At 60.3% G+C, this 14,057-nt stretch carries 11 protein-coding genes; 7 read left to right on the forward strand and 4 right to left on the reverse strand.

Annotation, left to right across the window (positions count from 1 at the left end; genetic code table 11):
• The first annotated feature begins 96 nt into the window (after positions 1 to 96).
• The gene (locus ACR0AO_RS08675) at positions 97 to 603 is read left to right on the forward strand and encodes a c-type cytochrome (RefSeq protein WP_480602632.1); all 507 of its coding nucleotides are present in this window, start codon (positions 97 to 99) and stop codon (positions 601 to 603) included.
• 76 nt (positions 604 to 679) lie between these two features.
• Here ACR0AO_RS08675 and ACR0AO_RS08680 read toward each other — a convergent pair whose 3' ends face one another.
• Complete coding sequence (locus tag ACR0AO_RS08680; protein WP_480602517.1) at positions 680 to 1,840, reverse strand: calcium:cation antiporter; 1,161 nt, start codon at positions 1,838 to 1,840, stop codon at positions 680 to 682.
• A 177-nt stretch (positions 1,841 to 2,017) separates the two neighbouring features.
• Here ACR0AO_RS08680 and ACR0AO_RS08685 point away from each other — a divergent pair, with 177 nt between their 5' ends.
• From ACR0AO_RS08685 to ACR0AO_RS08700, 4 genes are read left to right on the forward strand one after another with little or no spacing between them, the layout of a single operon-like run.
• Complete coding sequence (locus tag ACR0AO_RS08685) at positions 2,018 to 3,934, forward strand: extracellular solute-binding protein (protein WP_480602519.1); 1,917 nt, start codon at positions 2,018 to 2,020, stop codon at positions 3,932 to 3,934.
• Between the two features lies 1 nt (position 3,935).
• Complete coding sequence (locus ACR0AO_RS08690) at positions 3,936 to 5,027, forward strand: microcin C ABC transporter permease YejB (protein ID WP_480602522.1); 1,092 nt, start codon at positions 3,936 to 3,938, stop codon at positions 5,025 to 5,027.
• Positions 5,028 to 6,134 (forward strand): ABC transporter permease, encoded by a 1,107-nt coding sequence (locus ACR0AO_RS08695; protein ID WP_480602525.1) that lies wholly within the window; start codon positions 5,028 to 5,030, stop codon positions 6,132 to 6,134.
• Positions 6,131 to 7,708: an ABC transporter ATP-binding protein gene (locus ACR0AO_RS08700; protein WP_480602528.1), complete on the forward strand. Its 1,578-nt coding sequence runs from the start codon at positions 6,131 to 6,133 to the stop codon at positions 7,706 to 7,708. Before ACR0AO_RS08695 ends, ACR0AO_RS08700 begins: the two co-directional genes overlap by 4 nt.
• A 36-nt stretch (positions 7,709 to 7,744) precedes the next feature.
• Here the strand turns inward: ACR0AO_RS08700 and ACR0AO_RS08705 are convergent, their stop codons facing one another.
• Both ACR0AO_RS08705 and hemN read right to left on the reverse strand, forming a co-directional pair.
• On the reverse strand, positions 7,745 to 9,673 hold the full coding sequence (locus tag ACR0AO_RS08705; RefSeq protein WP_480602531.1) for an elongation factor G: 1,929 nt from the start codon (positions 9,671 to 9,673) through the stop codon (positions 7,745 to 7,747).
• A gap of 223 nt (positions 9,674 to 9,896) precedes the next feature.
• On the reverse strand, positions 9,897 to 11,252 hold the full coding sequence (gene hemN / locus ACR0AO_RS08710) for an oxygen-independent coproporphyrinogen III oxidase (protein WP_480602534.1): 1,356 nt from the start codon (positions 11,250 to 11,252) through the stop codon (positions 9,897 to 9,899).
• A gap of 61 nt (positions 11,253 to 11,313) precedes the next feature.
• Here hemN and fnrL point away from each other — a divergent pair, with 61 nt between their 5' ends.
• Positions 11,314 to 12,057: a transcriptional regulator FnrL gene (gene fnrL / locus ACR0AO_RS08715; RefSeq protein ID WP_480602536.1), complete on the forward strand. Its 744-nt coding sequence runs from the start codon at positions 11,314 to 11,316 to the stop codon at positions 12,055 to 12,057.
• A 130-nt stretch (positions 12,058 to 12,187) separates the two neighbouring features.
• Here fnrL and ACR0AO_RS08720 read toward each other — a convergent pair whose 3' ends face one another.
• A complete protein-coding gene (locus ACR0AO_RS08720; RefSeq protein WP_480602539.1) occupies positions 12,188 to 12,571 on the reverse strand; it encodes a type 2 periplasmic-binding domain-containing protein in 384 nt (127 codons plus the stop codon).
• A gap of 158 nt (positions 12,572 to 12,729) precedes the next feature.
• Here ACR0AO_RS08720 and ACR0AO_RS08725 point away from each other — a divergent pair, with 158 nt between their 5' ends.
• Positions 12,730 to 14,052, forward strand: a complete 1,323-nt coding sequence (locus tag ACR0AO_RS08725) for an aminotransferase class I/II-fold pyridoxal phosphate-dependent enzyme (RefSeq protein ID WP_480602542.1) — start codon at positions 12,730 to 12,732, stop codon at positions 14,050 to 14,052.
• Positions 14,053 to 14,057: the final 5 nt, after the last annotated feature.

A 14,057-nucleotide genomic window follows, 5' to 3' on the forward strand; every position in this document is an offset into this window, starting at 1 on the left:
CGTTTTTTGGGCGTTTAGTCGCGGTGTCTATACCTTGCCTCTTGCAAGGGGAAGCCTTAGACAGCCGCGCAGACAGCTGAAATGGACTCGCGAGCAATGTTCGACACGATGACAGTTACCAAGGCCGCTGCCGGCCTGTTCGGCGCCTTTCTGGCGTTTCTTCTGGCCAAATGGGCGGCCGAGGTTCTTTATCATGTAGGTGGCCATGGCGAGGCTGCTTATATCATCGAAACCGAAACGCCGACCGATGAGATCAGCGAAGCTGAGGAAATCAGTTTTGACGAAATGATGATGGCTGCCGATATCGACAAGGGCGCCAGGGTTTTCAAGAAATGTCAGGCCTGCCACAAGCTGGAAGACGGCGTGAACGGCACCGGGCCGTATCTGTACGGCGTTGTCGGCCGCCCGATCGCATCTGCCGCAGGCTTTGGCTATTCCGGCGCGATGCAGGGCAAGGGCGGTGATTGGACACCGGAGGCGCTTGATGCCTTCCTGGCCAAACCCAGCGCCGACGTACCGGGCACCTCGATGAGCTTTTCCGGTCTGAACAAGGCCACCGACCGGGTGAACGTGATCGCCTATCTGGATAGCCTGGATAACTGATTCGAACCGGACTCTTCTTGAAAAAGCCGTTGCCGATCGCAGCGGCTTTTTTTGTTGGTCTGTCGTATGCACGGGTTCAGGGATTGAAAATCAGCATCACGTAGACAAGGAATAAGACAAGGTGAACTGCGCCCTGCAGGATGCTGGTTCTTGTGCCTCCAAACGTCAATGTGCTGGTCAGCAGCGTCAGCAAAAGCATCACGATCGATGCGTTTTCCAGTCCCAGGGGAACGGGTTCGTCAATGATCAGGCCAACGGCCAACACGGCTGGAACGGTCATGCCGATAGATGCAAGCGCCGATCCCAGAAGAAGGTTGACCGAGCGCTGCAGGCGGTTTGCCTGAGCGGCCTTGATCGCCGCCATACTTTCCGGCGTCAGTATCAGAAATGCGATCAACACCCCGCCCAACGCGGCAGGGGCGCCAACGCTGACGATCCCGAAATCAACGAGCTTGGCGACACGCTTTGCCAAAAGAATAATCGGCAACAAAGTCAGGATCAGCATGACGGCGTGAAATAACGTTGGCCGCGGGGGGCCGTGCGCCACGTGACCATGTTCAATATCCGAGTGGCGGGCGGAGTTGTCATTGGCAACGGCAGGTTGTTCAAAAAACCCACGATGGCGGGTGGTTTGGATGCCGAGAAACACCAGATACATGAGAGTGGTCGACCCGGCCAGCACAGCGGCCTGAAACGGGGCATAGCTGGGGTCCGGATTGGTAACGGTGAAGCGTGGCAGAACAAGCGCCAGAACCGCCAAGGGAAACAGGACCGCAAAAAAGGCCCGGGCACCTTCAAGGTTGTAGTTCTGGGTCGAATGTTTCAGGCCGCCGAATAACAGAGCTGCCCCAACTAGACCGTTCAGTACGATCATCAGAACCGCAAACATCGTGTCGCGCGCCAGTGTCGGCGCCGAATCTCCCGACAACATGACGGCGATGATCAGCGACACTTCGATACCGATGACGGCCACCGTCAGAATAAGCGTGCCATAAGGTTCTCCCAGGCGCTCCGCCAGGGTATCCGCGTGGCGAACGACACCGAACGAAGCCCACATGACCGGACCGATGAGCAAAAGAAACATGGTGATTGCGAGAAAAGGATTGGCCAGATTGTTCAGCCATGCGTCGCCGCCGAACTGAAAAACCCCGACAGCGCCGGCACCAATCAGAAAAGCCGATTCCTCTCGCAGGAAGGTGCCGAAAGCGGGTAACGGTAGAGACTGGTTATGCTTCATGGAAATCGGGTCCGGGTTCCAATTGTTGCAAAGAATAGCATATCGGCCGGACAAATGGCCATTTTGGGGGTTACTTCACGAAGCGTTCACGCATTCTAAACTTGAATCTCGTGCGGCTGGACCTTTAGCTAGCGACAACAAGATCAAGAATGAAAACGACCCCGGAGGAAGAGCCAGATGCGACCACCCCGAGTTCAGATCCGAGTCCTCGCCCGTGATGCACAGCAGTGGACCTCGATGGTGTTGTGGGCTGTACTATCGCTTCTGGTATTGACGGCAACCCAGTTGCACGCCGAGGAAAAGATCATCAGGAGCCATGGCTATTCGTATTTCGGCAACCTCGATTATCCGCCGGATTATCCGCACCTCAACTACGTCAATCCCGACGCGCCCAAGGGTGGGGAGCTTTCACTGGCCGCGTCCGGGACCTTCGATTCCCTCAACCCTTATTCGCGCAAGGGCCGCGCCGGGGCGTTGACCACGCTCCAGTACGACCGGCTGATCGAAAGCGCCGATGACAGCGTGGGGCAGTATTACGGGTTGCTGGCCGAAAGCCTCGAATATGACGAAGGGCGGAATTATGTGATCTTCCATCTGCGCCCCGAGGCGACGTTCTGGGACGGCACGCCGGTCACCGCCGAGGATGCGGTGTACAGCCACAAGCTGTTCATCGAACAGGGTCTTCCGTCTTACGCGCAGGCCGTTGGCCGGATGGTGACCAACGCGGAGGCTCTGGATGAGCATACGGTCAAGTTCACCTTCAACCCCGAGGTCACCCGCCGCAGCCTGATCGAAACCGTGGGCGCCACACCGGTCTTTTCCAAGGCATGGTTTGAGGCCGATGACTCCCGCCGTCTGGACGAGCCGCGGCTTGAGGTTGCCGTGGGCTCAGGCCCCTATAAGCTGGACGGCTACGACATCAACCGGCGCATCGTCTACAAGCGACGCGACGACTATTGGGGCGAGGATCTGCCGTTCAATCGCGGACGAAACAACTACGATACCATCCGGGTGGAATATTTCGCCGACCAGACCGCCGCGTTTGAGGCGTTCAAGGCCGGGGAATACACCATGCGGATCGAAAGCGACCCCAAGCTCTGGGCCACCAGTTATGATTTCCCCAAGCTGACAAGCGGGTCCGTGGTTCAGGACGAAATCCCGGACGGCAGCCCGCCGACCCCATCGGGTTTCGTCTTCAACCTGGGCAAGCCGCAATTTGCCGACAAAACCGTCCGCAAGGCGCTGGCGCTGGCGTTCAACTTCGAATGGGCCAACGAATCCCTGCTGTTCGGCCTCAATTCCCCGCGCAGCTCCTTCGTGCAGGGCACGCATCTTGAGGCGACGGAGACGCCGCAAGGCGCCGAGCTGGCGTTTTTGCAGTCGCTTGGCGATGTTGTGCCCGATGAGCTGCTGACTGAGCCGGTAACCGTGACGCACGAATCCAAATCGGACCGGCTGAACGACCGCCGCAACCTGCGCAAGGCGTCGAAGATGCTGGATGAGGCCGGGTGGCCGGTTGCCGACGGCAATCGGCGGAAGAACGAAAACGGTCAGACCCTGAAGGTCAACATTCCCTACCCGTCCAACATTCCGACCTCGACGGCAACGATGATCGAGACCTATGTGCAGAACCTGCAATCCATCGGTGTGGACGCCACCGCCGAGAAGGTGGACCCGGCCCAGTACACCCTGCGCAGCCGTGAACGGGACTACGATATGGTCTATTCGACCCGCTATGGCTCGTTCCTGTCGACAGGTGGCGGGCTGAGCCAGATGTATGGCTCGCAAGAGGCGGCGTTCAGCCTCTTCAACCCGGCTGGCCTGGCCAGCCCGCTGGTGGACGCGATCATCGAGGCCTCGTTCGAGACCGAGAATCAGGAAACTCAGGATGCCGCCCTGATGGCACTGGACCGGGCGCTGCGCCATGAGTTCTTCGTCATCCCCGACGGCTATATCGCGGAATACTGGACGGCCTATTACGACATGTACGAATACCCTGAGAACCTGCCGCCGTTTGCTTTGGGATATCTCGATCTGTGGTGGGTGAACCCTGAAAAGGAAGCGGCCCTCAAGGCACAAGGCGCGCTGCGGTAAGATGGGCGCGTATATCCTAAGACGCTTGCTGCTGGTCATTCCGACCCTGCTGGGCATCATGATCGTGAACTTCGCGCTGGTGCAATTCGTGCCGGGCGGGCCGGTCGAACAGATCATTGCCCAGATCGAAGGTCAGGGAGACGTGTTTGCCGGATTTGCCGGGTCCGGCGAGGCCGGAGCAGGGTCCGAGCCCGCCGGAGGCTTCGACGACAAATATGTTGGCGCGCGTGGTTTGCCGCCGGAATTCATCGAGGAGCTGGAGCGGGAGTTCGGCTTTGACAAGCCACCGCTTGAACGGTTTCTGACCATGATGGGCAACTATCTGACGCTGGATTTCGGAACCAGCTATTTCCGCTCGATCAACGTGGTCGATCTGGTGCTGGAAAAGATGCCGGTTTCGATCTCGCTGGGTCTGTGGTCGACGCTGATCGCGTATCTGGTATCGATCCCGCTGGGCATCCGTAAGGCGGTCAGGGATGGATCGGCTTTCGACACCTGGACAAGCGGCACGATCATCGTTGCCTATGCGATACCGGGCTTTCTGTTCGCTATCCTGCTGCTGGTGCTGTTCGCCGGCGGATCTTACTGGCAGATCTTTCCCCTGCGCGGTCTGACTTCGGACAACTGGGACAGCCTGAGCGTGGGTGGCAAGATCGTGGATTATTTCTGGCACATCACCCTGCCGGTGGTGGCCTCGACAATTTCTGCCTTCGCCACGCTGACATTGCTGACCAAGAATTCGTTTTTGGACGAGATCAAGAAACACTATGTCATGACCGCGCGCGCCAAGGGCCTGAGCGAAGGCCGCGTGCTTTATGGCCATGTGTTCCGCAACGCAATGCTGATCGTGATCGCCGGTTTTCCGGCGGTGTTCATCGGCGTTTTCTTTGGTGGCTCAATCATCATCGAGACGATTTTCTCACTTGACGGCCTGGGGCGACTGGGGTTCGAGGCCGCGGTGGCGCGCGACTATCCGGTGATCTTCGGCACGCTTTTCATTTTCGGCCTGCTGGGGCTGGTCGTCGGCATTATCAGCGATCTTATGTATGTGCTGGTCGACCCCCGCATCGACTTTGAAAGCCGGGAGGGATAAATGGCGCTGTCACCGCTCAATCAGCGCCGTTGGCGCAATTTCCGCCGCAACGGGCGGGCCTTCTGGTCGCTGATCATCTTTTCGGTCGTGTTCGGCGTCTCGCTTTTTGCCGAGTTCATCGCCAATGACAAACCGATCCTTGTGAAGTATCGGGGCGATTTCTATACGCCGATCTTCAGCTTCTACCCGGAAACTGCATTCGGCGGCGATTTCCGGACCGAGGCCATCTATCGTGACCCCGAGGTGCAATGCCTGATTGATAGCGGCGGTCTGGAAGACTGTTTCGACGACCCCGAAGGGATCATCGACGAGATCAGAGCCGGGACGTTTTCCGCGGAAGGGTTCGAAAAGGGCTGGGCGATCTGGCCGCTCATCCCTTATTCCTTCAACACCACCGTGGACCGGCCCGGCGCCGCGCCGCTGCCGCCCAATCGGCAGAACTGGCTGGGCACTGACGACACCAAGCGCGATGTGCTGGCGCGGGTGATCTATGGCTTTCGTTTGTCGATCCTGTTCACCCTGATCGTGACCGGCGTCGCCAGTCTGGTGGGGATATTTGCCGGGGCGGTCCAGGGGTTCTTTGGCGGCTGGCTGGATCTGGTGTTCCAGCGGGTGATCGAGATCTGGTCCGCCACCCCATCGCTTTACGTCATCATCATCATGTTCGCGATTCTGGGGCGAAGTTTCTGGCTGCTGGTCGCGCTCATGATCCTGTTCAGTTGGACCGGGCTTGTCGGCGTGGTCCGGGCCGAGTTCCTGCGGGCGCGCAACCTGGAATATGTGCGTGCCGCCAAGGCGCTGGGCGTTGGCAACATGACCATCATGTTCCGGCACATGCTGCCCAATGCGATGGTTGCCACACTGACCTTCATGCCGTTCATTGTCACCGGCACCATCGGCGGACTCGCCAGCCTCGATTTTCTGGGTTTTGGTCTGCCTTCTTCCGCGCCGTCGCTGGGTGAGTTGACCCTGCAGGCGAAACAGAACCTGCAGGCGCCGTGGCTGGCCTTCACCGCCTTCTTCACTTTCGCCATCATGCTGTCGCTTCTGGTCTTCATCTTCGAAGGCGTGCGGGACGCGTTCGATCCGAGAAAGACATTTTCATGAGCCTGCTCGATGTAAAAGACCTCAGGGTTTCGTTCCGGCAGGACGGGCAGATCAGCGCGGCCGTCAAGGGCGTATCCTTTACCGTGGACCGGGGCGAGACCGTGGCCCTGGTGGGCGAATCCGGCTCCGGCAAATCGGTGACCGCGCTGTCCACCGTGTCACTGTTGGGTGAAAGCGCGATGATCGAGGGTTCCGTCTCCTATGACGGACAAGAGATGATCGGTGCTTCCGAACAACGCCTGATGGATGTGCGCGGCAACGACATCAGTTTCATCTTTCAGGAACCGATGACCTCGCTCAATCCGCTGCACACGATCCACAAGCAGATGGCGGAGTCATTGGCCCTGCATCAGGGCCTGACCGGCGACGCGGCGCGCACGCTTATTCTTGAGCTTTTGGACAAGGTTGGTATCCGCGACCCGCAAGACCGGCTTGACAGCTATCCGCACCAGCTCTCGGGTGGTCAGCGTCAGCGCGTCATGATCGCCATGGCACTGGCCAACAAGCCCGACATCCTGATCGCCGATGAACCGACGACCGCGCTGGACGTGACCATTCAGGCGCAGATTCTCGAGCTGTTGGCCGAGCTTCAGAAATCCGAAAACATGGGGATGCTGTTCATCACGCACGACCTCGGCATCGTGCGCCGGATCGCCGACCGGGTCTGTGTGATGAAGGATGGCGAGATTGTGGAAAGCGGCCCGACTCCCGAAATATTCGGTAACCCGCAGCACCCCTATACGCAAAAGCTGCTGGCGGCAGAGCCGTCCGGTTCGCCCGATCCGGTGCCGGAAAGCGCCGAAGAGATCGCGCGTACCGACCACCTGAAGATCTGGTTCCCGATCCAGCGCGGGTTCCTCAAGCGGACGGTGGGTTATGTGAAAGCGGTCAACGAGGCCACGATTTCCGTGCGCGCCGGCGAAACCTTGGGCATCGTTGGCGAAAGTGGATCGGGCAAGACCACGCTGGCGCTTGCGATCATGCGCCTGATCTCGTCCGAGGGCGGGATCACTTTCCGGGGCCAGAACGTCCGGGGTTGGAGTACACGTGAGCTTCGGCGGCTGCGCAAGGACATGCAGATCGTTTTTCAGGACCCGTTCGGAAGTCTCAGCCCGCGCATGACCTGCATGCAAATCATTGCTGAGGGTTTGGCCATCCACAAGGTCGACCCGCACCGCGCCCCGCGCGAACTGGTGGCCGAAGTGATGCGCGAAGTTGGTCTGGACCCTGCGGCGATGGACCGCTATCCGCACGAGTTTTCCGGCGGCCAGCGCCAGCGGATCGCTATCGCTCGGGCGATGGTGCTGCGCCCGAAACTGCTGGTTCTGGACGAGCCGACCAGCGCGTTGGACATGACGGTGCAGGTGCAGATCGTCGAATTGCTGCGCAACCTACAGCGCAAATACGGGCTGGCCTATCTGTTCATCAGCCACGATCTGAAAGTCGTGCGCGCCATGTCGCACAAGGTTCTGGTAATGCGGCAGGGCGACGTGATCGAAATGGGCACGGCCGAAGATCTCTTCGAGAACGCACAAACCGACTATACCCGCGAACTGATTGCCGCCGCGGGCTAGGCAAGCCGGGCCGCGGAACCGGCCCGGCCAATGGTGTCAGGCATTCGCGACCTTTTCACGCGAGACTTTGGGCGCCTGACCGCGCAGTTCTTCGTAGTGATCGAAGTTCAGTTTCACCCAGCCGGTGCCGCGTGTGGCGCTGGCCAGCGTGCGGTGCAACTCGTCCTCGTTGACCGCAGGCAGCAGAGCATTGAAAATCTCCCATCCCGGCGCCTCCGGGTTGCCCTCGAACCCAAGCACCTGTCCCTGAAGCGAACTGATGGTTGGCACCAGATCACCCACGTAAAGCGACGGCAGGTGAATCTCGGCGCGCAGGATCGGCTGCAGAACCACCGGCTTGGCCAATGGCAGCGCTTCGCGGACCGCGTTCTTGCCGGCGGTGCGGAAGGCATAGTCGGAACTGTCGACCGAATGATGCTTGCCATCCTTCAACGTGACCTTGAGGTCCACGACCGGAAACCCTTCAGGTCCCTGTGCAAGGGCATCCTCGGCCCCTTGCGCTACTGACGGGATATAGTTCTTGGGTACAGCACCGCCCTTGACGATTTCGTCGAACTGGAATCCCGTACCGCGCGGCATCGGATCGATCGAGATCACCACATCGGCAAACTGCCCCGCCCCGCCGGACTGCTTGCGGTGGCGATGGCGGTGTTCCACGGGTTTCTGAATGGTTTCGCGATAGGCGGTCTCGACCGATTCCGCTTCGATCTCGATCCCGAAATCCTCGGCCAGTTTGGCGGTGACACGGCGTATGTGCTGGGGGCCTTGAGTGCCAAGGATGGCATGGCCGCTGGCTTCGTCCTGACTCAGATGCAAGCCCGGGTCGATCTCGTTGAGACGGGTCAGCGCATTCGACAGCCGCACATCGTCCCGCTCATGTGCGGGCAGAACCAGTTGGCGATGTGCCACGGGATGCGATTGCGCCCATTCCGGCAGCGGCATCGCCTTGGCACTGTCATAGAGGTTGCCGGAATTCAGATGATCCGATTTGACCGCCAGACCGATATGCCCCGCCTCCAGCACCGGAATCTGGGTCTTGGCATCCAGTGTGGTCAGGTTGCCGACGGTTTCCCCTCCAAGTGCTTCATGCGCTTTCACCCCTTCGCCAAGGCCGCGAAGCACGATGATCTTGCCGATGTGCTTTTTGACATCCGCGAATCCGGCGATGGCCCGGGCGCCGTCGGCGGCCTCGTCCCGGCCCGCCGCGATGTCGAATTCGGGTGCTTCGTGACGCAGGGCCTTCATGAGGCGCGTCAGCCCGTTGCCATGGCTCGCCGCACCCAGGCAGGCCGGAATGATCTGGTGGTTCTGCAACACCTGCGCGGCCAGTTCATAAATCTCTTCGCTCGGGGGCTGCTTGTCCTCGATAAGCTGCTCCAGCAGATGGTCGTCAAAGTCCGACAGGGTTTCCAGCAACTCCGCCCGCGCCTCCTGTTCCCGATCCTCGACCGATTGCGGCAGTTCGATGAGGGCCGAGGGCTGCCCCTCCTGGTATTTCCATGCGCGTTCCGAGATGAGATCGACCGCTCCGACGACCTGGTCTCCCTCGCGGATCGGCACCTGGCGCAAAGCGATATGATGAGAGCAATAGGTCTGAAGCGCCGAGATGATGTCGCGGATGCGGCCATTGGGATGGTCCATCCGGTTGATGAAAAGGAAACAGGGGATGCCCGCCTCTTCGACCAGCCTCAGATACGGCGCGCACAGGACCGCCGCGTCGGGGTCGGGGGGGACGACCACCACGGCCGCATCCGAAATCGCCATGGCCGGGCCGGCATAGGCCAGCGAATCGCCGCCGCCGTCCACGTCGACCGCGCACCACGGCTCGCCCAAGTAAGAAAAACCGTGCAAATGCACGGTTCCGGATACATCGAATGTGGTTGGGCGGCCGTCGAGGCGGCTAATGGCCTCGACCAATGTGGATTTGCCCGATTGGGTGGGGCCGAGGACTGTGAAGACGCGCATGGGTGCTGTCCCTCTCTCTGGTTGCAATTTCTGCTGCACGAAAGGGAATGTCGAACGCCTTGGCGTCGGCACCGTCTGTCTGTCATTCTGCCTGCCTCGAATGCGGGGCGCAGATGCGCCCGCCCCCCGAGTGTGGGAAATCCGGGCGCGCGGCGTCAAGCCCCTGCGCGAATATTGGCCAAGCGTTGCATCGGACGTGCCTTGCTGGTGCGCGATCCTTTCGTCAAATGGCTGAACTGTGACCCGCTTTGCTCAGGTCATATGCGTCGAAACTGCGGGCGATCATGCGGGTCAGAGGGCGTGCCTCGGTCGGGATGAACAGCCCGTCCCCGGTGATCCGAAGCATCCCGGGAAAGGCCTGATCGGCATCGCGGTACATCTGTTGCAATTCGGCCGCTGTTACATTGTGGTTGCGTAGAATTTCGGCCGAGTCGATCCGGAAATCGCACATCAGCGCCTCAATCAGCCGGGCCCGCAGAATATCCTGCCCTTTGAACAGATGTCCGCGCGATGTCGAGAATTTCCCGTCGCGAATGGCCTTGGTGTGCACCGAGGTCGCCGGAGCGTTCTGGGCATATCCTTGCGGGAAGCGCGAGATCGAACTGGCACCGACACCGATCAGAACTTCGGCCTGATCGTCGGTATATCCCTGAAAGTTGCGCTTGAGCCGCCCGGCGTTGAGCGCGTGGGTCAGCCCGTCATCCTGAGTGGCGAAATGATCGATGCCGATTTCCGCGTAGTTGTCCCACAGGAACAGACGGCGCGCGGTTTCGAACAGTTCCAGCCGCTCTTCGGGCGTCGGCAGCGCGTCCGACGGAATCAGTTGCTGGCGCTTGGCCATCCACGGCACATGCGCATAGCCATATAGCGCCACGCGGTCGGGGTTCAGCGACAACAGCTTTTGTACGCTTTCGGTCATCCGTGATTTGGTCTGATGCGGCAGGCCGAACAGGATGTCCGCGTTCAGGCTGGCAATACCGCGTTCGCGAATCATTTCCGCCGCCTTGCGGGTGGTTTCATAACTTTGAAGGCGCCCGATGGTTTTCTGAATGTCCTCATCAAAGTCCTGCACCCCGATCGAGGCCCGGCTCATCCCGGCCTCGGCCAGCGCATCAAGGCGGCCATCGTCGATTTCATTTGGGTCGATTTCGACGGAAAACTCGGCGTCTGCGCCCAGGGGCACGATGCTCAGAATGCGTGCGGCCAGATCCCGCATCAGGTCCGGGTTTAGCAGGGTCGGCGTACCGCCGCCCCAATGCAGGCGCGACAGGGTCACGCCCTCGGGCAGTCGCGCGGCCAAAAGATCCAGTTCCGCCTTTAGAACATCGACATAGGCAATGACCGGATTGTCGGTCTGGGTGCCCTGTGTCCGGCAGGCGCAGAACCAGCACAGCCTTCGGCAGAAGGGAACGTGGATATAAAGTGAGATGGCGCTTCCGGGCTTGATGCCCGAAATCCAGTCACCAAATAAGTCTGGCCCCACATCGTTGTTGAAGTGGGGGGCGGTCGGGTAGCTTGTATAGCGCGGAACCTTCGCGTCAAAAAGTCCGAGCCGAGCCAATTGTGATTTCGCTATCATGAAGATACCGTTATGAGATGTCTGGCTCGGCGGCATTGACCGAGATCAAGTGGATAAACGGATGACCCTGCAAATTCAGCTCGACCATTCGAATTGCACCGATTGCCCGATCCGGCATCGGGCGGTTTGCGCGCATTGCGACCGGAATGAACTCGAAGCTCTGGACGATATCAAGTATTATCGCACCTTCGAAGCCGGGCAGACGATCATCTGGTCGGGGGATCAGATGAATTTCGTGGGCTCGATGGTTTCGGGCATTGCCTCGTTGACCCAGACAATGGAAGACGGGCGCACGCAGATGGTGGGCCTGATGCTGCCCAGCGACTTTGTCGGCCGCCCGGGGCGCGATTCGGCCCCGTATGACGTGGTCGCGACGACCGACGTCGTGATGTGCTGTTTCCGTAAGAAACCGTTCGAAGACATGATGGAGCAGACGCCTCATATCGCGCAGCGCCTTTTGCAGATGACGTTGGACGAACTGGACGCAGCACGCGAGTGGATGCTGGTTCTGGGGCGCAAGACCGCGCGCGAAAAGATCGCGAGCCTGCTGTCAATCATCGCCCGCCGCGATGCGTCGCTGACCAAGACCGGTTCGTCAGGTCTGATCGTGTTCGACCTGCCGCTGACGCGTGAGGCGATGGCGGATTATCTCGGCCTCACGCTTGAAACCGTCAGCCGGCAAATCTCGGCCCTGAAAAAAGACGGCATCATCCAGCTTGAGGGCAAGCGGCATGTGACCGTCCCGGATATGAGCCGTCTGATGGAAGAGGCGGGCGACGACTCGGATGGCGGGTTCCCGGTCTAGGCGGTCTGCCGCAGCCAGTTGGCGACCTGACCGATGGGCTATTCCGGTTTGTACGATCTTGGCCCCCAAAGCTTGAGGCCATGGTTCAGCGGCACGCGGGTCCTGAAAGGGGCGATCAGCTTGCCGCTTTTCAGATAGGGGCCACCAGCAATTCATGCCCCATCAGAATACCGGCACCGTTCACGGTTTCCTCGACCGCGAGTGAGTAACGTGAAAATACCGGTCCGCGCGGGGTAAACGCCCGGTCCGGCATGGCCGCCCTGGCCCAGGCGGCCCAGTCGTCACTCCGGGATGTATCGGGGATACAGGGCATGTCGCGCAGACCCTGCGGTGATTTCGGGCGCTCGGCCCAGACCAGGGCGCAGACGCGAAAGATCGCATTCCGGGCCAGAGCTTCTCCTGACAGGTCGCCAAGGAACAGATACAGATCATAAGGCGTGCGTTTGAGGTTCGGCGGCGCCTCCATCGCCGTCAGCGACACCATGATCTCAGGGGCAGCGGCGAAAAAACCCACAGCCGTGCGGCGGCCTCGAAGGCGCGCAGGGCCGTCAGGGGCGGAGAGGGGTAACGGGCAAATTGAGATGCAGTTTTTCTGACCCTAATTTTTCAGAAAACTGGCTTGCGGGCAAGCGGATCAGCGGGGCATGCTGCGGCCAACTGATGGAGGTCCACATGCCAAATCTCGCCGATCGCCCCTGGGTTCCGGCCCACTGCGAAGCCCGCGTTCAGGATATCGCGGGCCAGACCGCAACCGCGTCGATGGATCAGATCGCTGCGCGCCTGGACGCACTTGTCGTGCGCAACCGCGAGATTCATGATGCCGAGTGCTTCAACCTCAACCCGGCGACCAACGTCATGAACCCACGCGCCGAGGCGGTTCTGGCCGAGGGTTTGGGCAGCCGTCCCTCGCTGGGTTATCCGGGTGATAAATATGAGATGGGTTTGGAAGCCATCGAGGAAATCGAAGTGATCGCCGCAGAGCTTGCAGCTCAGGTATTCAACGCACGATATGTGGAAATCCGGGTTGGTTCCGGCGCGCTGGGCAATCTTTACGGCTTCATGGCGCTGACACGCCCGGGCGATACGATCATCGCGCCCCCGGCCAGCATCGGCGGCCATGTAACCCATCACAAAGGGGGCTGTGCAGGGCTCTATGGGCTGACAACGCTCGAGGCTCCGGTCGACGCCGACGGCTACAGCCTCGACCTGAACGGATTGCGGGCGCTGGCGCATGAACACAAGCCGCGCCTGATCACTGTAGGCGGGTCGTTGAACCTGTTCCCTCACCCGGTTGCAGCAGTGCGCGAAATAGCCGACGAAGTCGGCGCCAGAGTTCTGTTCGACGCCGCGCACCAATGCGGGATCATTGCTGGCGGCGCGTGGGCAAATCCGCTTGATCAGGGCGCGCATCTGATGACCATGAGCACATATAAAAGCCTTGGCGGGCCCGCGGGCGGTTTGATCGTGACCAACGATGCGGAAATCGCCGAGCGGCTGGATGCTATAGCCTTCCCCGGCATGACCGCCAATTTCGACGCTGCCAAGTCCGCGGCCTTGGCGATAACCATGCTCGACTGGATCGAATATGGCGAGGACTACGGGCAGGCCATGGTCGATCTGGCGCAGGCACTGGCGGACGAGATGGAAATTGCGGGTTTACCGGTTTTCAAAGGCAGGGAGGGCGCGACCACCTCTCACCAGTTCGCGATCGAAGCGGCCGCCTTCGGCGGCGGGCAGGCGGCATCGAAGACATTGCGCACAGCCGGGTTTCTTGCCTGCGGTATCGGCCTGCCTATCGCGCCGGTTGCAGGCGACATGAATGGTCTGCGGATTGGCACGCCCGAATTGGTGCGCCGGGGGCTAAAGCCTGAGCACGCGGCTGAACTGGCGGCATTGGTTGCGCGGGGCCTCACCGAAACGGACCCGCAACCGATCGCAGAAAAAACACGGGCATTGAGGGCACAGTTTCAGGGGATGCACTACGTTCGTACGTGACCTGA

Source organism: Ruegeria sp. AF8 (assembly GCF_056541825.1).